Origin of the sequence: Thermacetogenium phaeum DSM 12270 (assembly GCF_000305935.1) — a bacterium.
GTDB lineage: Bacteria > Bacillota > DSM-12270 > Thermacetogeniales > Thermacetogeniaceae > Thermacetogenium > Thermacetogenium phaeum.
The window spans coordinates 2,144,255-2,168,782 of sequence record NC_018870.1 but is presented as its reverse complement, the minus strand read 5'-3'; the positions used below and the strand labels follow the sequence as shown (position 1 = coordinate 2,168,782).

At 57.8% G+C, this 24,528-nt stretch carries 21 protein-coding genes, 1 tRNA gene and 1 riboswitch; of the genes, 17 read left to right on the top strand and 5 right to left on the bottom strand.

What is annotated here, in order from left to right; translation table 11 throughout:
* Positions 1-28 precede the first annotated feature (28 nt).
* On the bottom strand, positions 29-916 hold the full coding sequence (locus TPH_RS10630) for a transglutaminase domain-containing protein (RefSeq protein ID WP_015051209.1): 888 nt from the start codon (positions 914-916) through the stop codon (positions 29-31).
* 91 nt (positions 917-1,007) lie between these two features.
* Positions 1,008-1,095, bottom strand: a riboswitch (cyclic di-GMP riboswitch).
* Positions 1,096-1,515: 420 nt separating this feature from the next.
* Between TPH_RS10630 and TPH_RS10625 the strand changes: the two genes are divergently transcribed.
* The 13 genes from TPH_RS10625 (at position 1,516) to TPH_RS10545 (ending at position 17,891) form a co-directional block, all read left to right on the top strand.
* Positions 1,516-1,590: transfer RNA gene (locus tag TPH_RS10625), tRNA-Ala, on the top strand.
* 2,814 nt (positions 1,591-4,404) lie between these two features.
* Positions 4,405-6,885, top strand: a complete 2,481-nt coding sequence (gene leuS, locus TPH_RS10600) for a leucine--tRNA ligase (protein ID WP_015051208.1) — start codon at positions 4,405-4,407, stop codon at positions 6,883-6,885.
* Positions 6,886-6,939: 54 nt separating this feature from the next.
* The gene (locus TPH_RS10595; protein ID WP_037998912.1) at positions 6,940-7,476 is read left to right on the top strand and encodes a methylated-DNA--[protein]-cysteine S-methyltransferase; all 537 of its coding nucleotides are present in this window, start codon (positions 6,940-6,942) and stop codon (positions 7,474-7,476) included.
* A 66-nt stretch (positions 7,477-7,542) separates the two neighbouring features.
* Positions 7,543-8,154, top strand: a complete 612-nt coding sequence (locus TPH_RS10590) for a helix-hairpin-helix domain-containing protein (protein ID WP_236608876.1) — start codon at positions 7,543-7,545, stop codon at positions 8,152-8,154.
* A 358-nt stretch (positions 8,155-8,512) separates the two neighbouring features.
* Positions 8,513-10,498 carry an NADH-quinone oxidoreductase subunit 5 family protein gene (locus TPH_RS10585; RefSeq protein WP_015051205.1) on the top strand — a complete coding sequence of 662 codons (1,986 nt, stop codon included), beginning with the start codon at positions 8,513-8,515 and terminating at the stop codon, positions 10,496-10,498.
* On the top strand, positions 10,495-11,355 hold the full coding sequence (locus TPH_RS10580) for a respiratory chain complex I subunit 1 family protein (RefSeq protein ID WP_015051204.1): 861 nt from the start codon (positions 10,495-10,497) through the stop codon (positions 11,353-11,355). The genes TPH_RS10585 and TPH_RS10580 overlap by 4 nt, the downstream gene beginning before the upstream one ends.
* On the top strand, positions 11,356-11,793 hold the full coding sequence (locus TPH_RS15170; RefSeq protein ID WP_015051203.1) for an NADH-quinone oxidoreductase subunit B family protein: 438 nt from the start codon (positions 11,356-11,358) through the stop codon (positions 11,791-11,793).
* Positions 11,790-12,167, top strand: coding sequence for an NADH-quinone oxidoreductase subunit C (locus TPH_RS10570; RefSeq protein WP_015051202.1), 378 nt, complete (start codon positions 11,790-11,792; stop codon positions 12,165-12,167). The genes TPH_RS15170 and TPH_RS10570 overlap by 4 nt, the downstream gene beginning before the upstream one ends.
* On the top strand, positions 12,168-13,250 hold the full coding sequence (locus TPH_RS10565) for a hydrogenase large subunit (RefSeq protein ID WP_015051201.1): 1,083 nt from the start codon (positions 12,168-12,170) through the stop codon (positions 13,248-13,250). It begins immediately after the preceding gene.
* Positions 13,251-13,279: 29 nt separating this feature from the next.
* Positions 13,280-13,630 (top strand): 4Fe-4S dicluster domain-containing protein, encoded by a 351-nt coding sequence (locus TPH_RS10560; protein WP_015051200.1) that lies wholly within the window; start codon positions 13,280-13,282, stop codon positions 13,628-13,630.
* Between the two features lie 213 nt (positions 13,631-13,843).
* Entirely contained in the window at positions 13,844-14,185 is a 342-nt protein-coding gene (gene tatA, locus TPH_RS16580) for a twin-arginine translocase TatA/TatE family subunit (protein ID WP_081578722.1), read from the top strand.
* Entirely contained in the window at positions 14,185-15,354 is a 1,170-nt protein-coding gene (locus TPH_RS10550; protein WP_015051198.1) for a trypsin-like peptidase domain-containing protein, read from the top strand. The genes tatA and TPH_RS10550 overlap by 1 nt, the downstream gene beginning before the upstream one ends.
* Positions 15,355-15,434: 80 nt before the next feature.
* Complete coding sequence (locus TPH_RS10545) at positions 15,435-17,891, top strand: DNA internalization-related competence protein ComEC/Rec2 (RefSeq protein ID WP_015051197.1); 2,457 nt, start codon at positions 15,435-15,437, stop codon at positions 17,889-17,891.
* Here the strand turns inward: TPH_RS10545 and TPH_RS10540 are convergent.
* Complete coding sequence (locus TPH_RS10540) at positions 17,880-18,764, bottom strand: lysine exporter LysO family protein (RefSeq protein ID WP_236608875.1); 885 nt, start codon at positions 18,762-18,764, stop codon at positions 17,880-17,882. The genes TPH_RS10545 and TPH_RS10540 overlap by 12 nt on opposite strands.
* A gap of 306 nt (positions 18,765-19,070) precedes the next feature.
* On the opposite strand from TPH_RS10540, the gene TPH_RS10535 reads away from it, so the two are divergent.
* Positions 19,071-19,406 carry a hypothetical protein gene (locus TPH_RS10535; RefSeq protein ID WP_015051195.1) on the top strand — a complete coding sequence of 112 codons (336 nt, stop codon included), beginning with the start codon at positions 19,071-19,073 and terminating at the stop codon, positions 19,404-19,406.
* Positions 19,407-19,505: 99 nt separating this feature from the next.
* Complete coding sequence (gene holA / locus TPH_RS10530) at positions 19,506-20,486, top strand: DNA polymerase III subunit delta (protein WP_015051194.1); 981 nt, start codon at positions 19,506-19,508, stop codon at positions 20,484-20,486.
* Between the two features lie 50 nt (positions 20,487-20,536).
* Here holA and rpsT read toward each other — a convergent pair whose 3' ends face one another.
* Complete coding sequence (gene rpsT / locus TPH_RS10525) at positions 20,537-20,803, bottom strand: 30S ribosomal protein S20 (RefSeq protein ID WP_015051193.1); 267 nt, start codon at positions 20,801-20,803, stop codon at positions 20,537-20,539.
* Positions 20,804-21,353: 550 nt separating this feature from the next.
* Here rpsT and TPH_RS10520 point away from each other — a divergent pair.
* Positions 21,354-22,274: a PIG-L deacetylase family protein gene (locus TPH_RS10520; protein ID WP_015051192.1), complete on the top strand. Its 921-nt coding sequence runs from the start codon at positions 21,354-21,356 to the stop codon at positions 22,272-22,274.
* A 12-nt stretch (positions 22,275-22,286) separates the two neighbouring features.
* Here the strand turns inward: TPH_RS10520 and TPH_RS10515 are convergent, their stop codons facing one another.
* A complete protein-coding gene (locus TPH_RS10515; RefSeq protein WP_015051191.1) occupies positions 22,287-22,496 on the bottom strand; it encodes a hypothetical protein in 210 nt (69 codons plus the stop codon).
* Between the two features lie 86 nt (positions 22,497-22,582).
* On the opposite strand from TPH_RS10515, the gene spoIIP reads away from it, so the two are divergent.
* Positions 22,583-23,539, top strand: a complete 957-nt coding sequence (spoIIP, locus tag TPH_RS10510) for a stage II sporulation protein P (protein ID WP_049886119.1) — start codon at positions 22,583-22,585, stop codon at positions 23,537-23,539.
* Here the strand turns inward: spoIIP and TPH_RS10505 are convergent.
* Complete coding sequence (locus tag TPH_RS10505) at positions 23,526-24,491, bottom strand: hypothetical protein (RefSeq protein ID WP_148275903.1); 966 nt, start codon at positions 24,489-24,491, stop codon at positions 23,526-23,528. The two genes, spoIIP and TPH_RS10505, sit on opposite strands and share 14 nt — an antisense overlap.
* Positions 24,492-24,528: the final 37 nt, after the last annotated feature.

Below are 24,528 nucleotides of genomic sequence, written 5' to 3'. Positions count from 1 at the left end.
CGGCGCCGTCTTATTTTCTGAGATCCAGTTAGTGGATTGTATAGGTCTGGTTGCTGTAGTATCTGCTGTATGCTTCATCGGTTAGATCGAAGTGTTTCCGAGAAGGAGCGGGGACAAAGCGTCCGTTTGAGACATAGCCTGCATCCCGGGTGGCATCCAGGACAATCCAGCGCCCATCGGCGTATACCTCATTCCAGGCGTGGTCATACCATACCTTAGCATCGCTGTCAAAAACCTTGCCGTAGATCACCCGGGCGGGCAAACCGGCCGCCCGGGCCAGGGCGGCCACAACGAAGGAATAGTCACGGCAGGTTCCGGTCTTCTTCTCCAGCGTCGTGCTGGCTTTGACCAGAAGGTTGCGGCCGCTTTTGTAAGCACAGTAATCGTAGCTGATGTTTCCGGTCACCCAATCGTAGATGGCCTCCAGTTTTTCTCTGTCAGTCAAACGGGCATTGGCCAGGGCAGAGGCCAGGGCGGCGACCTTTCCATTATCGCTGTCAACGTAGGCCGAGGGTGCAAGGTACCTCGTATCGGACTGTGACCTGTTTTCTACCAGAAACCTGATCTTGCCGTCGAAGTGGTAGGGATTGTCCCCTGCCCAGACGGTGTAGGTGCCCGGGCCGAAACGGAGGTGAATGTTCGCCTGAAAGCGGCCGTTGCTGACGGGAACGGGGTAAGTGGCGATTTCCCCCTCAGGGCCCCGCAGACAGAACCAGACCTGCTGAAGGTCCGATTTTCCCTCCGTTTGGAGGATGCCGTCGCAGGACACACCGCTGGCAACGGGCTTTGTGATCTCGATTGAAGCCGTTCGAAAACCGATGCTGTAGGTGCCTTCTGCCGGGATGCCGCTGGACAGAACGGCGGTGAATGCTAAAGCCAGACTGATGAGGAAAAGTTGAAATTTCTTCCTGTTCAATTTTTGACCTCCAGAAGAAAACGGTTTCAAAAGAGAGGGCCCGATCTCAACGTACAGCGCAGTTCAGGCCCTTCTCTGATCTTAATCAGGAACCGGCAACTGGCTGGCCTGGCGGAGCAACCGCTGTAGCCCCTCTAGTTTTGCGCCGCCGTCTTTCGACGGTTTTGCCTTTCTCGGATCGAATTATCGGTTTTGCTGTCTAATTTTACTAATACGATGTTGTTGAACAAGTTCCTTCTAAGGTCCTAAAAATGTTAACAAAAAAGTTGGATGGCGGGGATGTTCAGCTCTCTTGAAGAAGTTCAATGAGTTGTGCGGATGAGGTGCAGTTAGGTTTAAATTGTGGAGGAATTGGTCGTTCTGCAAATGGTGGCGAATTGACTGTTGACATAAGGCGTTATATTTCATATAATGTCATCAGTAAATGCGAGGAACGGGAGTAGTAGACCACTCCTGGCGGCCTTCAGAGAGCCGGTGGAACGAGGTGGGAGCCGGTGGCATGCCGGGGGTCGAACTCGCCCGGGAGCAGTAGCGGTGAACTTCGTGTAGCCGCTACCGTCGGCAGGCGTTAACTGCAATAATCGAGTGGGTAAATAGATGGGGCTGTGGCGCAGCGGGAGCGCGCTTCCTTGGCATGGAAGAGGTCGCGGGTTCGATTCCCGCCAGCTCCACCATTTATTTGCCAAGCTGGGTGGTACCACGGGAAAAACTCCCGTCCCTGACTGAGGGGCGGGAGTTTTCAATGTGCGCCCGGCATGGGCGTTAACTTGGTGGTGAAAGTCCACTGCAGGCGAGGCAGCACGAGTCTGCTAGCCAAGGGCAAGGGTGTCCATCGCGAGGTGGAATCCGAAGGAAGCCGGCGGCAAAACCACGGCCTGATGAACAAGAACCCCATAAGAGGCTACGCCGTTCGGATGAGCTGGCGTTACACAGCGAAATCCCAGGCTGCCAAAGGACGGCGGGGTATATGGGGCGGGCGCGGGGTGAAGGTTAACGCTCTTACCCGGGGAGGCCTGCCGGATAAGCCAGGTAGAGCTGGTAACCCGTGTCGAAAGGCGCGGCTGAACCGGCAGGAGTCAGCAGAGGGCATAGTACCCTGGGGGACATGAACTCTGGGGGAAGGCCCGAACATCAAGACAGAGGTGAGACCGATGCGTTCGCGAGAAGGTCGAAGACAGCAGAAAACCCCGGAAGGGGCCTGCCTGCGGGAGGAAGTGGTGAAGCCACGGGGGACTGCGGGAGGGCCGAGACCTTCTCCGGCACGAGGCGGGGCGGCACCTCGCGGAGGACAGGGTAGCGGCCTGAATGCTATTCTTTTCTTCGTCAAGCTTGGTGAACCGCCGGATGCGGACCCGCATGTCCGGTGGTGTGAGAGGACGGGGGCTAGCCGCCCCCTCCTACTCGATGTGCGCCCGGCATGGGCGTTAACTTGGTGGTGAAAGTCCACTGCAGGCGAGGCAGCACGAGTCTGCTAGCCAAGGGCAAGGGTGTCCATCGCGAGGTGGAATCCGAAGGAAGCCGGCGGCAAAACCACGGCCTGATGAACAAGAACCCCATAAGAGGCTACGCCGTTCGGATGAGCTGGCGTTACACAGCGAAATCCCAGGCTGCCAAAGGACGGCGGGGTATATGGGGCGGGCGCGGGGTGAAGGTTAACGCTCTTACCCGGGGAGGCCTGCCGGATAAGCCAGGTAGAGCTGGTAACCCGTGTCGAAAGGCGCGGCTGAACCGGCAGGAGTCAGCAGAGGGCATAGTACCCTGGGGGACATGAACTCTGGGGGAAGGCCCGAACATCAAGACAGAGGTGAGACCGATGCGTTCGCGAGAAGGTCGAAGACAGCAGAAAACCCCGGAAGGGGCCTGCCTGCGGGAGGAAGTGGTGAAGCCACGGGGGACTGCGGGAGGGCCGAGACCTTCTCCGGCACGAGGCGGGGCGGCACCTCGCGGAGGACAGGGTAGCGGCCTGAATGCTATTCTTTTCTTCGTCAAGCTTGGTGAACCGCCGGATGCGGACCCGCATGTCCGGTGGTGTGAGAGGACGGGGGCTAGCCGCCCCCTCCTACTCGATGTGCGCCCGGCATGGGCGTTAACTTGGTGGTGAAAGTCCACTGCAGGCGAGGCAGCACGAGTCTGCTAGCCAAGGGCAAGGGTGTCCATCGCGAGGTGGAATCCGAAGGAAGCCGGCGGCAAAACCACGGCCTGATGAACAAGAACCCCATAAGAGGCTACGCCGTTCGGATGAGCTGGCGTTACACAGCGAAATCCCAGGCTGCCAAAGGACGGCGGGGTATATGGGGCGGGCGCGGGGTGAAGGTTAACGCTCTTACCCGGGGAGGCCTGCCGGATAAGCCAGGTAGAGCTGGTAACCCGTGTCGAAAGGCGCGGCTGAACCGGCAGGAGTCAGCAGAGGGCATAGTACCCTGGGGGACATGAACTCTGGGGGAAGGCCCGAACATCAAGACAGAGGTGAGACCGATGCGTTCGCGAGAAGGTCGAAGACAGCAGAAAACCCCGGAAGGGGCCTGCCTGCGGGAGGAAGTGGTGAAGCCACGGGGGACTGCGGGAGGGCCGAGACCTTCTCCGGCACGAGGCGGGGCGGCACCTCGCGGAGGACAGGGTAGCGGCCTGAATGCTATTCTTTTCTTCGTCAAGCTTGGTGAACCGCCGGATGCGGACCCGCATGTCCGGTGGTGTGAGAGGACGGGGGCTAGCCGCCCCCTCCTACTCGATGTGCGCCCGGCATGGGCGTTAACTTGGTGGTGAAAGTCCACTGCAGGCGAGGCAGCACGAGTCTGCTAGCCAAGGGCAAGGGTGTCCATCGCGAGGTGGAATCCGAAGGAAGCCGGCGGCAAAACCACGGCCCGATGAACAAGAACCCCATAAGAGGCTAAGCCGTTCGGATGAGCTGGCGTTACACAGCGAAATCCCAGGCTGCCAAAGGACGGCGGGGTATATGGGGCGGGCGCGGGGTGAAGGTTAACGCTCTTACCCGGGGAGGCCTGCCGGATAAGCCAGGCAAAGCTGGTAACCCGTGGCGAAAGGCGCGGCTGAGCCGGCAGGAGTCAGCAGAGGGCATAGTACCCTGGGGGACATGAACTCCAGGGGAAGGCCCGAACATCAAGACAGAGGTGAGACCGATGCGTTCGCGAGAAGGTCGAAGACAGCAGAAAACCCCGGAAGGGGCCTGCCTGCGGGAGGAAGTGGTGAAGCCACGGGGGACCGCAGGAGGGCCGAGCTCTTCTCCGGCACGAGGCGGGGCGGCACCTCGCGGAGGACAAGGTAGCGGCCTGAACGCTATTCTTTTCTTCGTCAAGCTTGGTGAACCGCCGGATGCGGACCCGCATGTCCGGTGGTGTGAGAGGACGGGGGCTAGCCGCCCCCTCCTACTCGATTAACAAAGAAGAGTCTTAAAGGAAATGATGGGCTTGCGATCTGTAGCCGATAACGGTTTTTAATCTTAAGCAAGAGATGACGGATGGTGAAGTGTTGTGGAAAAGTATAACTTCCGCTTGATCGAGAAGAAGTGGCAGCGGCGCTGGGAGGAGACGGATGCCTTCCGGGCAACGGAGGATGCCGCAGGGCAGAAGTACTACTGCCTGGTGATGTTCCCCTATCCTTCGGGAAACCTGCATATGGGGCACGTCCGCAATTATGCCATCGGCGATGTAATCGCCCGCTTTTACAGGATGAACGGGTATAATGTCCTGCATCCCATGGGCTGGGACGCCTTCGGCCTCCCGGCGGAGAATGCCGCCATCAAGAACCGCATTCCTCCGGCCAAGTGGACCTGGGGGAATATCGAAAACATGCGCAGGCAGCTGCGCTCCCTAGGGCTCAGCTACGATTGGTCACGGGAGGTGACCACCTGCCACCCAGAATACTACCGATGGACGCAGTGGCTTTTTCTGCAGCTGTACCACAGGGGATTGGCCTACCGGAAGAAGCAGGCCGTCAACTGGTGCCCCTCCTGCGCCACGGTGCTGGCCAACGAGCAGGTGGTTGGCGGTCGCTGTGAGCGTTGTGATACTGAGGTGACCACCAGAGATCTGGAACAATGGTTCTTCCGGATTACCGATTATGCTGACCGTCTCCTGGACGACTTGAAGAAGCTCCCCGGTTGGCCGGAAAAGGTGAAGCTGATGCAGGAGAACTGGATCGGCAAAAGCCACGGGGCGGAGCTGGAGTTCCTGGCCGAAAACGGGAGCCGGATAACCGTCTTTACCACTCGCCCGGACACCGTTTTCGGCGTTACCTATCTCGTCCTGGCGCCGGAGCACCCCCTTGTGGAGGAACTGATCAGAGGCAAGGCGGAAGCCCGGCAGGTGATGGAATTTGTGGAGAAGGTTAGAAAGCAGAGCGAGATCGAGCGCGCCTCCGCCGAAGGGGAGAAAGAGGGGGTCTTCACCGGCGCCTATGCCGTCAACCCCATCAGCGGGGAGAAAGTACCCATCTGGGTTGCCAATTACGTCCTGCTCGAGTACGGCACCGGTGCGGTGATGGGGGTCCCCGCCCACGATCAGCGCGATCTGGAGTTCGCCCGCAAGTACAACCTCCCGGTTCGGGTGGTTATTCAGCCGCTGGGCAAAAATTTGGATGCCGCAACCCTGGAGCAGGCCTATGATGGTCCCGGTGTGATGGTCAACTCCGGCAGGTTCGACGGTCTGGACAGTGAGGTTGGACGGCTGAAAATCACGGAATTCGCCGAGGAGAAGGGCTGCGGCAGGGAGAAGGTCAACTACCGCCTGCGCGACTGGCTCATTTCCAGGCAGCGCTACTGGGGGGCACCCATTCCCATCATCTATTGCGACCGCTGCGGGATCGTCCCTGTGCCGGAAGAGGACCTGCCGGTGCTGCTTCCGGAGGATGTGGCCTTTGAGCCCACCGGGGAATCCCCCTTGCTCAAAGCGGAGGACTTTCTCAACACTACCTGCCCGCGGTGCGGTGCCTCCGCCCGGAGGGAGACCGACACCATGGATACCTTTGTCTGCTCCTCCTGGTACTTCCTGCGCTACTGCAGCCCGCAGGACCGGGAGCAGGCCTTCGACTCCAGCAAGGTGCGCTACTGGATGCCGGTTGACCAGTATATCGGCGGTGTGGAACACGCCATCCTGCATCTGATGTACTCCAGGTTTATTACCAAGGTCCTCTACGATCAGGGGCTGGTGCCCTGCGACGAACCCTTCACAAACCTCCTGACGCAGGGAATGGTGCTCAAGGACGGCGCCAAGATGTCCAAATCCAAGGGGAACGTGGTCAGCCCGGAGGAGATTATCGAGAATTACGGAGCAGATACCGCTCGGCTCTTCATCCTCTTTGCGGCGCCTCCCGAGCGCGACCTGGACTGGAGCGACCAGGGTGTGGACGGTGCCTACCGTTTCATCAACAGAGTCTGGCGGCTGGTGCAGAGCCTTGCCCCCGTGATCAGGGATACCGGGAACACCCCGGACGCCGGGGCCTTAGGAAGCCAGGAGAGGGAGCTGCGCAGGGCTATTCACAGGACCATCCAGCGCGTGACAGAGGACATCAAGACGAGGTTTAATTTCAATACCGCTGTGAGCGCCATCATGGAACTGGTAAACGCCCTCTACCATTATACCGAGGGGACGGCGGAACAGGAGTGGCACCGGGATGTGCTGAAGGAGGGGATTTCCGTTCTGATTACCCTTTTGGCTCCTTTCACCCCTCATCTGGCCGAAGAGCTGTGGGAGGCGATCGGGGGGAAGGGAAGCGTTCACGAACAGAAGTGGCCGGAGGCCGACCCTGAGGCTCTTAAGCAAGAGGAGATCAACATTGCAGTGCAGGTCAACGGGCGGGTACGGGACCATTTGGATGTCCCGGTGGGCCTGAGCAACAGAGAATTAGAAGAATTGGTGCTCGCCCAGCCCCGGATCAACCAGCTGCTGCAGGGGAAGAACCTGGTCAAAGTGGTGTGCGTACCCGGGAAGCTGGTCAACCTTGTGGTGAAGTAACCGAGGCCGGTAGGCAGAGGTTTTTTCTAAATCGCTGATTAGCGGGTGAGGCCGGTGTACCTGGATTATTTGACGGCTTTTGTAGACACCCCTCACGGACGGGCGCGCCTTACCGTTTCCGAGTCTGGTGTGGTGGAATGTGCCTGGCCGCTGCTGCAGGAGAATGAAGGTGGCGGGGATCGGATAAGGTTGCCGCAAAACCCAAGGGGCAGCGGGAGGGAATACTTGTTGTGGCAAGCGGTAGAAGCGCTGCTTGCCTATTTTAGCGGCGACTTTCAAGCGATTGCTACGGTGCCTCTTGACGGCAGGAAATTCACGCCCTGGCAGAGAAAGGTATACCAGGTAGTTCGGTCGATACCTGCGGGAGAGGCGCGTTCTTACGGCGAGGTAGCAGCCGCTTGCGGCAGGCCGCGGGCTGCCCGGGCAGTGGGACAGGCCATGGCTGCCAATCCGGTGCCCTTGTTCATCCCCTGCCACCGCGTCATTCGCAGCGACGGGCGGGCCGGCTACTATTCCGGCGGGGGGCCTGCCCTGAAAGAATGGCTGCTCGCCTTTGAGAAAGAGAAGACGGCGAATCTTTTTCACAGGTGAAAGCCTGGCCGCTTTGGCGGTCGTTGATCGTAGTCGGCTGCATTCGGGGGGAAAACCGTGTGGGAGATGAACCGAAGAGCACAAGCCGTTCTTTTGCTGTTGGCGGCGGCGCTGCTTTTTGCCGGGGGCTATCGCTATGCCAACTGGGTGGCGGCGCGGGCCGCGGCCGAGGTCACCGTCATTGAACCGAAGAAGCAGGAAGACGAACAGCCGGCGAAGCGCCTGGCCGTTCATGTTGCAGGTGCCGTAAGCAGACCGGGAGTTTACTTCTTTGATGAGGGCTGCCGGGTTAACGACGCGGTGAGGGAGGCGCAGCCCCTGCCGGATGCCGACGTTGACAGCCTCAATCTGGCGCGCCGGCTGGTTGACGGTGAAAGAATCTATGTCCCCAAAGTTGGGGAAGCGCCGGAAACCGCCGCTGGTGCCGCTTTCTCCGGGACGGCAGCCGGGAGCGGAGGGGCTTTGAGCGGAGCCGGTATTGCCGGCGGTAAGATCAATATCAATACGGCGTCGGCAGCGGAGCTGGAGAACCTCCCGGGAATTGGGCCGACGCTGGCTCAACGCATTGTTGACTATCGCAGCACCCACGGCCCCTTTAAGACCCCCGAAGATCTCATGAACGTCTCGGGGATCGGTACGGGACGCTTCGAACAGATCAAGGATCTGATAACCATTTAAATGGCATTCCTTTAGAGGATAAATAAGCGCTTGAGCAGGGCAATTTTATTGCCTTACGGCCTAAAATGATACTTACGCCGGGGGGATGCTCTTTTTTTGAAGGACAGGCAGGAATTTTACAAATTACGCCGAATATAATCTACTGACTGTGTTTTGGTTCGCTGTCGGTAAAAGAGAAAGGGGCACTTCTGTGCCGCCAAAATCGGTAGAAAGGAGGGATCGGGGGCCGGTTGTTTGGCAGCTGTTGCCAGGCTGCCGAATAAGCGTTTTTCTTGGGAGGTGTTTTTATTTAAAGAAGGGATCGATAGCTAAGCGACGACTACCAACCAAATAGGATGTTTTGAGGGGGGGAGAGTACATGACTCTAGAGTGGATGTTGGCAATTGCGATATTGCTTCCACTTATAGCAGGAATTCTCGTCTTCATCATCCGTCAGTATCAGTTGCGCGGATTAATCGTAATTCTAACGGCAGCAGTGCTTATCGTCAACTCCATCTACTTCCTAAAAATAGGACTTCCGGTGGAGTATACTCCGGAGAGCCATATGTGGGGTACGATTATTACCATTCTTGATTATGCAATGCTGCTGTTCTACATTTACGTCGGTTTGTCTCTGAAGAACTGGCTCGTTTTCATCTTTGCCCTGACCCAGATCGTACCGCTGGCCTGGTGGGAGTTCGGGATGGGGGCGAGCAAAGCTCTGGAGGAGATCAAACCGGCTTTCGTGATCGACCAGCTTTCCGTTGTGATGGTGCTGGTTATTTCGATCATCGGTTCTCTCATCTGCGTCTATGCCATCCGCTACATGTTCGACCATGAGCATCATTTGAACCTGGAAAAGTCCCGTCAGTCCCGCTTCCTCTTCTGGCTGGTAATGTTCCTGGGCGCGATGAACGGCCTGGTTATGGCCAACAACCTGATGTGGCTGTACTTCTTCTGGGAGGTCACCACGCTCTGCTGCTTCCAGTTGATCGCTCACGACCTCACCAAAGAGGCAATCAACAACGGTGCCCGGGCGCTGTGGATGAACTCCATCGGCGGTACCGCCATGGTTCTGGCCATGATCTATCTCTATCAAACCTATGGCGGCGACGTGGAATACCTGACGGTCAGTACTATTATCCAGTCCGGTGGAGCAGAGGTGCTGCTCTTGTTGCCGGTGGCTTTGCTGTGCTTCACCGGTATGATCAAGGCCGCCCAGATGCCCTTCCAAACCTGGCTGCTGGGAGCGATGGTGGCGCCGACACCGGTTTCTGCATTGCTCCACTCCAGCACGATGGTCAAAGCCGGAGTCTACCTGGTGCTCAGGCTTGCTCCTGCCTTTAATCCTCTTTTGGGGATTATGGTAGCCATCTGTGGAGCTTTTACCTTCTTTGCGGCATCCGTGCTGGCGATCAGCCAGACTACAGGTAAGCGTGTCCTGGCCTACTCGACTATCGCCAACCTGGGCTTGATAATTGCGTGCGCCGGTATCAATACTGAGCTTTCCATAGCGGCGGGGATCCTGCTGATCATCTTCCACGCCATCTCCAAGGGACTTCTCTTTCTGTGCGCCGGTACCATCGAGCACCTGATCTGGAGCCGGGAGATCGAGGATATGGAGGGTCTGGCCGAGAAGGCTCCGCTGACCACATTCATTACCGCCATCGGCATGCTGTCTATGTTTCTGCCTCCCTTCGGAATGCTGCTCGGCAAGTGGATGGCCCTGGAGGCTGCATATCTGATTCCGCTGGCAGCATTTCTCTTTATCCTGGCCAGTGCCGCCACCATGGTCTTCTGGGCGAAGTGGCTGGGGAGGCTCCTGCAGGTTCTGCCGCGGCTGGGTAGGAAGCTGGAGTCGCTGTCTCTGAGCTATTCTGTGCCCTTATGGGTTTTGGTTCTCGGCATTTTCGTATTCGGCATCGGTGTGGCGCCTGTTTATGAGAAGTTTGTCCAGTTCGCCGTTAACAATGTTATCGCCATCGGTAATGTGTTCACAGAGGGCTGGAATATCGTGCTGCCGGGAGGGGCGGCTGCCTTCTCCAGGGTGGGCGTGGAACTTTTAGGGTCCTACCCGGTGTGGCCGCTGTTTATTGTCTTTGCAGTGGCCATAGTCATGCCGCTGCTCGTGATCGGTTTGAAGCCGCAGGAACTCCGGCCTGTTTACCTGTGCGGTGAGCAGGTGGGCGATAGTACGGACACCGACGAGTGGATCAGCGCCGGTGACGAAAAAGCCAAGCTTCAGCTGGGCGGATATTACTTTAAGGATGCCCTTGGAGAAAAGGCGTTGGATCCGTGGGTCTATACTGTTGCCATCGCCCTGCTCGTCATCATGTTCGGCATTGTGCTGGGGGTGGGCTTATGAACCAGGTATGGATAGCGATCGTCGCCATTATCGTTGCTCCGTTGATCGGCGGTTTGCTGGCCGGTATCGACAGAAAGATTACGGCCAGACTGCAGGGGCGCTACGGCCCTCCGTTGATTCAGCCGTTTTACGACTTCTTCAAGCTGCTCGGTAAAACCAGGATCGCTACCAGCAGGACACAGTTCATCTGGCTTTACGGTTATCTGATCTTTATGATTGCCGCTCTGGTAATGCTGGTGCTCAAGCAGGACCTGCTGCTCTTGGTGTTCCTGCTCGGTTTTGCCGGGATCAGCTTTGTGCTGGCGGGATTCAGCTGCAAGTCCCCGTACAGCCACTTCGGTGCGAACCGCGAGCTGTTGCAGATCCTTGCCTATGAACCGGTTCTGCTCCTGATGGCGCTGGGAGTCTTTGCAACGAACGGGAGCTTCATGATCAGCGAGATCTTCGAGAGCTCGACACCGCTGCTGGCGAAGCTCTGGCCGATCTTCATTGCCCTGTTGGTGGTGCTGACAATCAAGATGCGGAAGTCACCATTTGACATCTCGACTTCCCATCACGGCCACCAGGAGCTGGTGAAGGGGATCATGACGGAGATTTCCGGCCCCTATTACGCCCTGGTCACACTTACCGAATGGTATGAGCTGGTGCTGGTGCTCGGGCTGATCGCCCTGTTCTGGGCGAACCCGCTCTGGGTGGAGATACTTATCGCCCTGGCGGCATTTGTGTTGGAGCTCATTATTGACAACATCAATGCCCGTATGACCGCCGGCTGGATGGTGAGGTTTACCTGGGCCGTCGGTCTGGTGCTCTGCATTCTGAATATCGCCTATTTGTATTTCATGAAGGGGGTGTCTTAAATGGGTATTATTCGAGCTTCGCAGATTAAGTCTCCGTGGATTCTGCACTTTGACAACAGCTCTTGCAACGGCTGTGATATTGAGGTGCTGGCCTGTTTAACACCCCTCTATGATGTGGAGCGTTTTGGGATGGTCAACATGGGCAACCCGAAGCACGCGGATGTTCTGGTTGTTACCGGGCCCGTCAATTACCGCACTGCCAGGGTCTTGAAAAACCTCTATTCCCAGGTACCAGATCCGAAGATGGTGATTGCTGTCGGCACCTGCGCCTGCAGCGGCGGAGTCTTCCATAACTGCTATAACATCCTGGGCGGTGTTGACAAGGTGCTGCCGGTTGACGTCTATGTGCCGGGCTGTGCGGCGCGTCCCGAAGCTATCATTGACGGTGTGGTGCTGGCCCTGCAAAAACTGGCGAAAGCAGTGGGGGTGGCGAAATGATCGAGAACATCAAAGAAATCGGCAAGGACGACCTTTTAAAAGAGGTTCAAAAGTTTGCCGACGCCAAGGCCCGGTTTGTGACCGCCGTCTGCAGCGACCTGGGTGATAATCTGGAAGTCACCTATTATTTCAACTACAGCCCGGGTATGGATATGGCAGGCCTGAGGATTGTAGTCGGCAAAGATGAGGAAGTTCCCAGCATCACGGGGATCTACCTCACCGCCGTTCTCATTGAAAACGAGATGTCGGAGCTCTTCGGATTGAAGGTTAAGGGGATGGCCATTGACTTCGGCGGCCATATGCTCTTAGGCAAGGACAGCCCGGTGCTGCCAATGCTGAAGGATCGGGCCGCTGGCGGAAAGGGGGGCAAGTAAATGGCACCGCGCACGATTGCACCATTCGGCCCGCAGCACCCGGTACTTCCGGAACCGATTCAGTTGAAGATAACCTATGAGGATGAAAAAGTGGTTGAGGTTGTGCCGGCCATCGGTTACGGACACCGCGGGATTGAGAAGGCCTGCGAGCTGAACGATTACCCGAAGAATATCCACCTGTGTGAGCGCATCTGCGGTATCTGCAGCTGCATCCACGGGATAAGCTACTGCGAGGTTGTGGAAAGGCTCTGGCCGATGGAGATACCGCCTCGTGCCAAATACTTGCGCACTATCTTTTCGGAGATGAGCAGAACGCACAGCCATCTGCTCTGGCTGGGGCTGCTTGCCGATGCCTTTGGTTTTGAAAGCATGTTCATGCAGTTCTGGCGGATCAGGGAAAAAATCCTCGACCTGATGGAGCTGACGGCGGGGCACCGCGTCACCCAGTCGGTTTCGATTGTGGGGGGTGTCCGCCGCGACATCAATGAGGAGCAGAAGAAGATCTGCGAAAAGGTCCTCATGGAGATCAAAAAGGAAGCCGGGGACCTGATCAACGTCCTGGCTACTGACTACACCGTCAAAGCGCGTACGGTCGGAAAGGGAGTCCTGACCAAAGAGCAGGCCATTCAGCTCGGATGTGCTGGGCCGCACCTGAGGGCATCGGGGGTCAAGGAAGACTGCCGGATGCAGGGGTACCAGGCATACGGCGAGCTGGGATTTGAACCCATCGTGGAGACAGACGGAGACAGCTATGCACGGGCCCTCGTGCGGGCTCGGGAGACCCTCCAGGCCATCGACCTGCAGCTGGAAGCCCTGAGCAAGATGCCGGAAGGGGAGATCAGCGTTCGGCCGAAAGGAAACCCGCCGGCCAATGAAGCTGTTTTCCGAGCGGAACAGCCGAGAGGTGAGGTTTTCTACTACGCTAAAGGAAACGGTACCCGTAACCTGGAACGCCTGCGTGTGCGGACACCGACCTATGCCAATATTCCGTCTCTACTGGTGATGTTGCCCGGATGCGAACTGGCTGATGTTCCGATTATTGTCCTTTCCATTGATCCGTGCATCAGTTGCACCGAAAGGTAGCGGTGGAATTAAAAAGGAGGTGGAGCATAATGCCAGTGATGCTGCCTACAGTTATTCGCAACTTTTTCGGCGGGCCGGCCACCAGAATGTATCCCGTCCAGGTACGGGAGCCTGCGCCCGGGGTGCGAGGGCACATCGAGTTTAATGATGAAAAGTGTATTCTGTGCGGGAACTGTGCCCGGCGCTGTCCGGCCGATGCCATTGAGATCAATAAAGAGAAGAAGGAACTGATCTTTCATCCGGCGCGTTGCATTGTCTGCAATGTCTGTGTTGAGGCCTGCAACAAGGATGCTATAAACTCCTTCAACAAGTGGCGTCCGCCTTTCTATACAAAGGCTGTGGAAGTTCATATTGCTAAGGGGAAGAAGGAGAAAGAATAACTTTCTTGGTGAAGGGAAGCAGTTGCCGGTTCCCTGTCGCGTTAGCGGCAGGGTTTTTTATTAAGGCGGTTTGGCCGGCGGTTGATCGATGCTATTGCCGTTGTTTCCCTGTTGTGATCCGTCAGGCCATGATTTTTCGCCTTTTTCCCGGGAAACAGTTGATTCTTGTCCGGCGTTGGGATCGAGAGGTATAATAGAGCCGGGGTGAAGTTGATGCTCAATATCGGGCCGATGGAGCTGTTGCTGATCCTGATAATTGTCCTTATTGTTTTCGGGCCGGGGAAGATGCCGGAGGTGGCTCGGACGCTCGGCAAGGCGGTGCGCGAGTTCCGCAAGGCCTCGAGCGGTTTGCAGCGCGTCTGGGATGAGATCAGCCGGGAGAATCCCCAGCAGGTTGCCGGCAGCAAGAATACCTCTCCTGTCAATTCACCTTCAAGCGATACCCCCAAGGGTAATGAAAAGCGGGATGATGCCGCTGCAGAGAAGAGCGACAAGCAGGGTGAAGATGGGAAGTTGGGGGATAATGCCAAACAGCAAACGGGAGGGAGCGCGTGATGAGGAAGAGTAGGCTTCTGGTGGTTGTGGTTTTGGTGGCTTTTCTGGCCGGGATTGCATTTACCGGAGGAATCTTGTTTGCCTCGGGGAATAACTGGCTGACACCAGTGTTGGCCGCCCTGCAAAACCCTCAGGAGGACTCCGGAGGGGAGGCGGATTCGGTTGAGCTTCCCGGTGTCGGGCCGAATACCATCGCGGATATAGTGAAAAAGGCTGGGCCTGCCGTGGTAAAAATTGAGACCCAGGTCCAAACCACTTCCCAGCGGTACGACCCCTTTTTTAACGACCCCTTCTTTCGGGAGTTCTTCGGCCAACAATTTGATTTTGCCCCCAGGACGAGGGTGCAGCAGGGATTGGGATCCGGTTTCATCATCACCTCCGATGGCTACATCCTCACCAACGAGCACGTGATTGAAGGTGCTGAGGTGATCAACGTCAGCATAGTGGGGAGAAGCCGTCCGGTGCCCGCCCGTGTTGTAGGAGCAGACCGGGAGCTCGATCTGGCGGTTTTGAAGGTCGATGCCGGAAATAACCTGCCGACTCTCAAGCTGGGCAGCTCTAACGACATCGAGGTGGGCAACTGGGTTATCGCTATCGGTAACCCTTATGGCCTTGATCACACGGTGACGGTCGGGGTGATCAGCGCCAAAGGGCGTCCGATCACCGTGGAGGACCGCAGCTACCGTAATCTCCTGCAGACCGATGCCTCGATCAACCCGGGCAACAGCGGTGGGCCGCTGCTCAACCTGAAGGGTGAGGTGATCGGGATCAACACCGCAGTCAGCGCCGAGGCGCAGGGAATCGGTTTTGCCGTCCCCAGCGATACGGTGCAGAGTGTGCTGGACGACCTGATCAAGAAGGGCAGGGTAGTGCGGGGCTGGCTTGGAGTGGAAATCCAGGATCTCACACCTACCCTGGCCGACTACTTTGGCCTTTCCGGTGCGGAGGGGGTCGTGATCAGGGGGGTGGTTTCCGGAAGCCCGGCGGAGCGTGCCGGATTGCAGCAGGGGGATGTAATCATCGCCTGGAATGGGAAAAAGCTCCAGTCCACAGGAGACCTCCTGGATCTGGCCCGTGAGGCGGGGCCCGGGAAGAGGGTGCAGCTGTCGGTTGTGCGCAACGGGAAGACCATCAATGTCGCCGTAACCCTGGGGGAGCGCCCACAATAACGGCGGCTAACGGCCGGTTCCCTTCTACAAGGATTTTCCGCAGAGATGGAGAATAGTCCTGGAAGAGGGAGGGGGCCTGGGTGTCGCCTGTCGTCGTTGTTGCCTGTGCTTTTGCAGTAGGGGTTGTTCTGGGCGAGTTTTGTTGCAACACCTCTACTCCTCCGATGGCTCTGGTAGCCGCTCTGGTTTTCCTGGTCGGGGGAGTATGGTCTTACCTGAAGGGGAAAAGGGGTTCTTATTACTTCCTACCCCTTTTTTTTATGGCCATGGGGTGCTCCTGGGTAGGGATGGGGAAGGTACCCTTCCCTCCTTCACTGGAGTCCTTTGTTGATCATTACGTGAGAGTAGAAGGCGTTGTTGCGGCCGCGCCTGCCTTCTACCCCAACCGGGTGGTCCTGGTGCTCGATGATCCTGTTGTGGTGCTGGGTGCGGAAGAATGGCGGGGGCCGGGAAAAATTCAGGTTGTGTTTTATTCCGAGAAAGAGGATTTTTCCCTTGAGAAGGCAGCACAGAGCTTTTCTGCTGAGGGTGCGGGAATTCTGCCGGGGGACAGAGTAAGGGCTGAGGGCACACTGAGGCTGCCCTCGACGGCGCAGGATGAGGGGGAGTTCGATTACAGATCCTACCTGGCTCGGCGGGGGATTTTGGCCGAATTGCGGGCGTTGTATTTGCCACAGGTTCTCCCCGAAAGGGAAAAAGGTTTGTACTACCTGTTAAAAAGAGGGCCGGCACTGGCACGTCTGCGCCTGGCGGATGGAATCAGAGAAGCCCTGCCTCGGGACCAGTCGCTCTTTCTGGAAGGGATCCTTTTCGGTTCCCGGGAGGGTATCACAGCCGACGACAGGGAGATCTACCAGCGCACCGGGGTGATGCACCTTTTCTCCGTTTCCGGCCTCCACATGGGCTTTATTTTTGCTTTTTTGCTTGCTCTGTCGGGAATACTGCGGCTCGGCCGCGGCGCCTCCTTTCTCCTCGTTGCTTCCGGTGTCTGGGGTTACGCAGCAGTGATCGACTTTGCCCCGCCCGTGACCAGGGCAGCGGTGATGGCCACTGTAGGTCTTGGTGCCCACTACTGCCGGCAGCGCAAGGATCATACCGCTTCCCTGGCGCTGGCTGCTCTGGCCGTTCTCCTTGCCGACCCGGCTGCCCTTTTCGAGCCTGGGTTTCAGCTCTCTTTTGCCGCCACCTGGGGAATCCTCTACCTGGCGGCTCCTTTAGGAGACAAGCTGCCGTTTCCTCCTCTATTGCGGGAGGTGGTAACGGTGCCCGTGGCCGCTCAGCTCGCAACCCTCCCTTTGACTGCTCTCTATTTTCAGCAGGTGGCAGTTCTCGGGCTGTTTGCCAACGTTCTGGTTGTGCCTCTGGCGGGGCTGGCCTTATTTTTGGGGATCGCCGGTGCGGTTCTGGCCCTGGCTGCCCCTGCCGCTGGCAGCCCCTTCTTGGTCTCTGCGGGGGCGCTCTCCTATCCCATTAAGTGGCTTGTCCGGCTGGCGGCGGGTATTCCCGGTGCGGCCTTTGCCGTTCCGCATTCTCCCTGGTGGGTTGTTGCCGTCTGGTTCCTGCTGCTGGTTTTGTTCGGCTGGAGCCTTCAGCACGGTTTTACGGTTTCTTTCCCTCATTTCCGCTTTCGCTCTTTTCCCTCCCGCTGGACGCTGCCTTTCTTCTGCGGCCTGGTGCTGTGCCTGCTTTTCATGTGTTGGGTGCCGGGGTACCGATCACAGCAGCTCGAGGTGACTTTTCTCGACGTCGGACAGGGGGACGCCGTTTTGGTGCGGACGCCGGGCGGGCGCAGCATGCTGATCGATGCCGGGGGGAGCCCTACCTACGGCAGCTCGACATTCGATCCCGGCAGGGAGATCGTGGTTCCCGCCCTCTGGCGCGCAGGGATCCGCCGCCTCGACCTGGTCGTGAATTCCCACCCCCATGAAGACCATCTGGGAGGGATACCTGCCGTATTAAGGAACGTTCAGGTGGGGGGATTTGTCGTTCCGCCTCTGGAACATCCAACACCTTTAACTCTCGAGGTGCAACGTCTGTTGCGGGAAAAAGGGATACCTGTTTATCAGATCAGGGCCGGGGCGCAGATCAAGCTCGATCCCGCTTTGAGGATTGCAGTGCTCGGCCCTCCGGAGCGGCTTTACAGGGGAACGCGCAGCGATCTCAACAACAATTCTCTGGTGCTGCACCTGGTCTACGGGGAGGTCTCATTCCTGCTGACAGGGGACCTGGAGCAGGAAGGCATGGCCGGCCTGGTGGCTGCAGCAAAGGAGGGCCGCCTGCAGGGTGGCCTGGCGGCTACCGTCTTGAAGGCTCCCCATCACGGCAGCCCCTACAGTACTTGCCCGGAGTTTGCCGACGCCGTCCGACCTCAGGTGGTGGTGATCAGCGTCGGCCGCAATTCCTTCGGCCACCCTGCCCTTTCCACCATCCGCTTCTGGGAGGAAAGGGGGGCTCGAGTGCTCCGCACCGATGAAGCAGGAACGATAACCTTCAGGACGGATGGGAAGAGGCTGCAGATAAGAGGGCTAGAGCAGTAAGATGAGCAGAAATGGGGTGATCAGGGTCAGCGCTGCTCCGTTGCAGAAGGCCAGGAGGGCATGCTCTTCATTTAGGCAGCGCTTCATCATGGCCAGGGTGGTATCCATGGTCGTTGCTCCGCCGAGGGCGATGGGGGCAAGGCTGGAGATTCTGACCAGCAGGGGGCTGAGCAAAAAGGTCAACACCTCCCTGATGAAGTTGGCCAGAAAGGCGATGAACCCCATCTCGACTCCGGAATTCTGTGATACCAGGGCCATGGTCAGGGAATAATACCCCATTCCCCCTCCGATTGCACCGCTGAGGCGGAGATTAGAGTGGGTCAGAAAACCCGCCAGAACTCCTCCGATGATGCTGCCCGCTGTAATGACCAGAGGAAGGAAGATGTAAAGGGATTTACCAGGTATGTTTTTCAGCCCCGTGATGCCGTCTTTCAAGCCCACACCCACGCTCACATAGATTGCGATCAGGGACAGGTTGATTAACGGTAAAACCAGCTGCTCCGGGGGGCGCAACAGGCAGCCGGTGGCCATGCCGGTTCCCAGAAAAGCAACCACCGCCAGGATGGAGAGCAGCTCTCGCCGCAGATCCTGCCCCTGAGAGCTCCTGCCGCCAGCTCTGGAACCCCTGTCGGCGTCCGAGAACAGCGAACCCCAGAGAACAACCAGGCCGATGCTTGCCGCAGAGGAAAAGAGACAGATGACGAGGGAGGTCAGGCCGAGTCGGGGGATGGATGACAGCAGTTCCTGGTTAAGCCCTATCCTGGTGCCGAGCCCGAAGAGCAGCAGAAAGAGGGGATAGTTGAGCAGGCGTTCCGACCATCCCTTGATGTGCGGGGCGATCAGGGCGCCTGCGGCCAGCCAGATAAAAGGCATCCACACCGGTGTTTCACCTCACATTGAGTATTATCTCACTTGCGCCGTTCCCTGGCTAGCCCTTCCTGCCGGGCTGCATAGGGATACCCCCAGCAAACGGAGCATCCCCTCTGCCACCTGAGACTGGCGAAGGCTTCTGATACCCGGTTTTGCCGGGGGTAGGGGGGCCACACCTTCATCTCCGTTCTACAGCTCACCTTGCCGGTCGGTAGCCGCCCAGCAATTTTATTTTTGAGATAAGTCAAACATCAGCCCCGGGAGGCATAACTTAAAATAAAATTTGGTGACCTTACGGGAGGTTAATAAATGATGGACGTTGGGGAATTACTGGCCATGCTGAGAAAGATCCAGGAAGGCGGTGACTTCCCGGAGCCTGAAGCACGAGTGAAAACACCTCCGGGGGCTGTGCAGTCCGGAGAGCAGGCGGCCGCCCTGGCCCGTCTTCAACAGTTGTTGCCGAAGGCGGATCTACCGGAGGAGGGGGAGATCCTCGGCCTGATCAAAGAGATGACCTCCGGGATGAGCAGCGATGAGAGGCAGAGGCTTTACAAATTCATCGACCGGTCTACCCGGCAGTTGGGGTTTGGAGAACTTTCAGCGGCCTTCTTGAAGATGCTAGACGATATGGACGATAATGGTTAATAGAGGGGATTTCGCTTGGAGGTAGAATTATTTTAAGGGCAATTCTTTGCCATTTGCTGATCGTCGCCGTTTATTTCTTCAGCTGGGGAGGGGCCGGAATTGCCGGTTTTCAGCTACTATCAAGCCAGGAAGGCTCTTCAGGAAGGAAAAATACCCCCTTTTATGTTCCTCCACGGAGAGGAGTGGTTTCTGGTACGAGAATTAATCAGGCTGGCCCGGAGAAAGCTGGAGGAGTGTTGGGGGTCAGTTGAGTACCTGGAGTGGGATGAGGACTCTCCGGCTGCGGATGTCGGCATCTCCCTGACTACCCTTCCTCTGGTGGGTGGAGGGCGCATGGTGGTTGTCGATTCCCCTTCCCCCGCTGCCCTGGAGTCTTATCAGGGGATCAAGAACCCCCGCTTGCTGGCTGTTTTTGTCTTCCGGCACAGGTTGAAAAAAGATGACGGCCTGGTGCACCGGCTTGCGGAGAGCGGTTGGGTGGTCGAGTGTGCCCCGCTCAAGGGAAGAGAGCTGGAAAGGTGGATGCAGGCGGAGGCGGAGTCGCGCCAGAAAAGGCTCACCCGCACCGCTGCGGAGTATCTGCGTTTTTCGTGTAGGGACAACCCGGCGCTCATCAGCCATGAACTGGAAAAAGTCTCTCTTTACCTGGGGCCGCGGGTGCGGGAAATCAGCACTGCTGCCCTGCAGCAGGTGGGCAGCCGCAGCATCGGGCGCAGCATCTTTGATCTGGTGGACGCGGTTGCCGCCCGAAAAAGGGGGATGGCCGGGGAGATCCTGAGAGACTTGATCGGTCAAGGGGAGTCTCCCGTACGCCTTTTAGCCCTCCTTTCCCGGCATTTTCTTCAGCTGCTGGAGGCGGCCTGGCTTCTGAAAGAGGGGGTTTCTCCCGCCGCTCTGGCAGAGGTGATGAGGGTTCACCCCTATGCCGGCAAGAAGCTGCAGCAGCAGGTCCGGTTCTTCACCCTCCCCGAACTGGAAAGAGCCCTCGATTCCCTCCTGGAGATCGACCGGGCGGTGAAACAGGGGCAGGGGGAACCGGTTCTGCTTCTGGAGTCGCTCCTTGCCGAGATCTGCCGCTGAAATAAAAAACCCCTTGATCTGAAAGGGGTTCTTGCTGAAGTTATTCGTCATCAGGCCAGAGCCTGGTTCAGCTTCCGTGCCAGCTTGGACTTTTTCCGGTCTCTGGTATTGGGGTGAATAACTCCTTTTGTGGCGACCTTATCGATCAGGCGGATTGCCTTTCTGTAGGTTGCCTCTAAGTTTTCCCTGTCCCCTGCCGCCAGAGCTGCCTCGAACTTCTTGATGGCGGTCTTCATGGCCGACTTGTAGGAGGCGTTGCGCAGTTGCCGTTTCCTGGCGGTTTTTGCTCTTTTGATTGCCGATTTGGTGTTTGCCATTTTCTCACCCCCTTTGGTGCGGAAAAATCAAGCCAAGTATGATGCTATCACGATTTCTCGGGAATTTCAACCCCGGAGGGAGAGGTTCTTTTGATGGGGTTATTCACATCTTCCCGGCAGACCCTCACGCCGCCTCCGGCGGCACCAACAGAGTATGAAAATACCCGACGGGTCTACCGGCGAGCGACCCATGGAAGGCCGGGTAACAGGACAGGCGAAGCGAGGATGACAGGTCGGGATGCGAGTACAGACACCTTATGAGTTTCGATGGAATGGATTTGCAGCGAGGCCAAACGCTGCGATTGGCAGAAGCAGTTCGCAACTTGTTACGCAGCATCTCAGAGCTGTCCCGAAGCGAGCCGTCGTCCTGTCCGGCCTGGAATCGGGACTCGAGCGGCAGACCGGCGGGTTAACTTGATGTATTTTCATGGCGGAGGATTGAACCCGCCGGCCTGCCTGGCCTTTACGTTCTGCCGGTGGTGAAAAAATTCTGACGGACCCAACGGAGGGGGCGTTCGCCCTGGTTTTTTCTGCGCTACTGAATACCGGTTTGAAACCGCTCGACTTAGGCGGACCGCGGCTGCGCCTGCTGGTGGTCAGCCCTCACCCCGACGACGAGGTGCTTGCTGCGGGGGGGACCATTGCCCGCGCCGCCGCGGAGGCCTCCGTGCACGTGGTGTTCCTGACCAGCGGGGATGGTTTTGGCTGCGGAGTCAGGTTGTCTCAAAGGGTTCTCTGCCCCAGGCCTGAGAATTTCCTCTCCTACGGGCGGGAGCGCATGGAGGAAGCCCGCCGCGCCCTCGGCGTCCTGGGGTTATCCGAAGAGGACATCACCTTTCTCGGCTACCCAGACGGCGGCTTGGAGGGGATCTGGACCGGCAGCCGGGCATATCCCTATACTTCACCGTTTTCACACTGCAGCACGGTGCCCTATGAAGACGCGTTGTCTCCCGGTGCTCCCTATGTGGCGGAGAGCATCATCTGTGATTTGGCGAAGGTCATGGAGCTGTTCCGGCCTACGGTGATCCTCCTTCCCCATCCCCGGGATACTCACCCCGACCACCGCTTTTGCGCTTTGTTTACACTGACTGCGGCGGCGCAGGAGCGCAGGGGGGAACCCCGAATCCCGCAGCTTTTCGCTTACCTGATCCATGCAGGGATCTGGCAGGTAGCTCCCGTGCTTTGGAAGAAAAAGGCCCTCAGGCCTCCCAGGAGGTTTCTCAAGCGGAACTGCACCTGGTACACCCTGACGGTGGAGCGGTGCTACTTAAATCTGAAAAGGCAGGCCATTTTACAATACCGGACACAATTGGAGATCGTGGCGGTCTTCATGAAGAATTTCCTGCGCCCCAACGAAATCCTGAGCGGTATTGACATCTCCCTCCTCGATCGCCTCTCACCGGTATGGCGGCCACACGGGTCAGAGGTCCTGTCGGTCATCCCCCCTGCGGCAGTTGAGCTGCAGCGGTAACGGCCGCTATCCTTATTCTCCCATTTTAACGCTTCTGGCAGCGAGTATGGGGATTTCCGGATTATCCTTCCCGGCAGCCATTTGGCGGACAGCCGTTTCATTGGAAAGAAACTGGTAATGAGAATTTGTCGTCGCTGTGCCGGTCTGAACTTCGGTCGACCTGTAGGTAATCTGATGGCTGCCGGATTGGCGTGTCGGCTGTTTCCGCCTGGCGAGGCGCATTTTGCTTTCCCCGGTGATATTTTGGCACATGCTGGAATATCGTTGTTATGTAGGCGTTGTAGAGATTGAGGCAAGGGGTGGTTGACTTGTTCCGGAGAACTATCAGGGGATACGCCTTGAGCCGCTACCTGTCCGTAGCCGTTCTTTCCTTCTTCTGTGTTATCGGCTGGGGAATCGGGGAAAGCCCTTCTTTGGAGCAGGTTCTGGCTTTCGGGCTGGCTGGGCCGGAGAGCGGGGAGTTCGGGAGCGATCTGGCCGGCACTTTCCTCGTTGCGCTGAGCGGCGTCGACCCCTGGTATCCCCCTGACGTTTTAAAAAAGGGGCTTCCCAGAAGTGCTGACTGGTCGAATGCCGTAGCTGTGGCGGCGCAGCCCCTTGAAGAGCCGGCGGAGAGAGGGCTGAGCCGCGAGGGGATGGTCGAAGAAGACAGGCCTTGCGAGGTAGCCATCTACCATACCCACAACGCAGAAACTTACATTCCTCTACACGGGAAAAGCAAGGTGGAGGGGGAAAACGGCGCGGTAAGCGCGGTCGGAAAGGAGATCGCCAGCTGTCTGGAACAAGAAGGAATTAAGGTGATTCACGACCTCACCATTCACGATTATCCCGACTTCCCGACTTCCTATATTAAATCTGAGGTAACGGCTCGAAGGCTGGTCAGCGAAAACCCGGAACTCAAGGTGCTGATGGACATCCACAGGGATGCCGGGATACCCAGGAAGGAGACGGTTTTCGTGAATGGTGAGGAGTCCGCCCGGATCATGCTTGTGGTGAGCAACGGCCGGCGGCTGCCCAATCCCCACTGGCAGGAGAACTACGCCTTCGCCCAGAGGATCGCCAATCTCCTTGAGGAAAAGTATCCGGGAATCGTTAAGGGCGTGCGCCTGAAGGATGGACGCTACAACCAGCACGTTTCCCCGAGGGCGATCCTGGTCGAGGTGGGGAGCGACAAGAACACCCTTCAAGAGGGACTGGTTGCTGCCCGCTGTCTGGCTTCAGTGCTCGCCGAACTGATCCGAGATGAGGGCCTCAGCGGCGGCTGACAGCTGGCTGTCCCGTTCTGCTGATAGGTGGATCTGATATGAGTTTTGCTGCAAGGCCCTGGGAAGCGAGAAAGCTCTCCAGCTCTTCGATCACCTCGGCCAGGTTTACCGCCACGGCTTCTCCCGCCGAAATCGGTCTTCCGAAGGGATAGCCCCCCTCCCTCTCCGAACTCTCTCTGGTAGGAAGTTTTTTTCCCTTCAGCCACTTTCCCGCTACCTGCGCAGGGGAGTGAAAACAGAAGTGGTGGTCGTCGTAGGCAATCTGGAACTCGTAGAGGCTGAAGTAGCCCTCATCTCTCTGGCAGTGAGCGCACCCTCCGGTCATCTCAGCAAATTCCAGGTAGGTCCTCTTTTCCTTGCGCGCCCGCCTCCGGCAGTCTGGGCAAAGGCGGATCCGATCGCGGCCGGGGATAAAGTATATTTGCAGCCCATCGGCTGCGGTAAAAGAGACAGACATGGCTTTCAGAACCTGCTCCTTGAGGTCGTAGAGGTAGGACTCACCGGCTTTGGCGTAGTGGTTGAGGTGGTAAAGGTAGTAGGCGGCGCGGAGAAGCCTCCCGCTTTTTTCCGGCAGGTCGGCAAGAGCCTGGAGAAAGCGTTCCTTGCGGGCCCTGGTACGGTGCAGGGCACACCAGTTTCGCAGGCGCTCCCGGGCTGCGTCCTTCCCCCATCGTGCTCCTTTCTCCCGGTCCCACCCCCTTAAAATGGAGGGTATCTTCTTCCGTACCCGGACGACCTGATCTTCGCTAAACAGGGGCATAACACCGTGCTTGAACCTGGAAATAGCAACCACATCGAGGTAGCCCTCGGCCACCAGCCGGTGAACCTCACGGGGCGTAACATTAAGCTTGCGGCAGACATCGGCAGTTGTCAGAGCATTCCCGGCAAACTCCTGCATGTTGCTACCCCCCGCTTCTGTGGTGTATTCGACAGGTTGAAATGTCCTGAACATAATTTTATCTCATAACCACCTGATTGTCGCCCCCGGT

Bases quoted from the DNA above. Each gene is read 5' to 3' on its own strand.
- TPH_RS10565 (WP_015051201.1), top strand. From the start codon at position 12,168: ATGGCACCGCGCACGATTGCACCATTCGGCCCGCAGCACCCGGTACTT.
- TPH_RS10560 (WP_015051200.1), top strand. From the start codon at position 13,280: ATGCCAGTGATGCTGCCTACAGTTATTCGCAACTTTTTCGGCGGGCCG.
- TPH_RS10540 (WP_236608875.1), bottom strand. From the start codon at position 18,764: ATGCCTTTTATCTGGCTGGCCGCAGGCGCCCTGATCGCCCCGCACATC.
- TPH_RS10585 (WP_015051205.1), top strand. From the start codon at position 8,513: ATGACTCTAGAGTGGATGTTGGCAATTGCGATATTGCTTCCACTTATA.
- TPH_RS10570 (WP_015051202.1), top strand. From the start codon at position 11,790: ATGATCGAGAACATCAAAGAAATCGGCAAGGACGACCTTTTAAAAGAG.
- TPH_RS10590 (WP_236608876.1), top strand. From the start codon at position 7,543: ATGAACCGAAGAGCACAAGCCGTTCTTTTGCTGTTGGCGGCGGCGCTG.
- TPH_RS10550 (WP_015051198.1), top strand. From the start codon at position 14,185: ATGAGGAAGAGTAGGCTTCTGGTGGTTGTGGTTTTGGTGGCTTTTCTG.
- TPH_RS15170 (WP_015051203.1), top strand. From the start codon at position 11,356: ATGGGTATTATTCGAGCTTCGCAGATTAAGTCTCCGTGGATTCTGCAC.
- TPH_RS10505 (WP_148275903.1), bottom strand. From the start codon at position 24,491: ATGTTCAGGACATTTCAACCTGTCGAATACACCACAGAAGCGGGGGGT.
- TPH_RS10535 (WP_015051195.1), top strand. From the start codon at position 19,071: ATGATGGACGTTGGGGAATTACTGGCCATGCTGAGAAAGATCCAGGAA.
- TPH_RS10580 (WP_015051204.1), top strand. From the start codon at position 10,495: ATGAACCAGGTATGGATAGCGATCGTCGCCATTATCGTTGCTCCGTTG.
- rpsT (WP_015051193.1), bottom strand. From the start codon at position 20,803: ATGGCAAACACCAAATCGGCAATCAAAAGAGCAAAAACCGCCAGGAAA.
- tatA (WP_081578722.1), top strand. From the start codon at position 13,844: ATGCTCAATATCGGGCCGATGGAGCTGTTGCTGATCCTGATAATTGTC.
- TPH_RS10515 (WP_015051191.1), bottom strand. From the start codon at position 22,496: ATGCGCCTCGCCAGGCGGAAACAGCCGACACGCCAATCCGGCAGCCAT.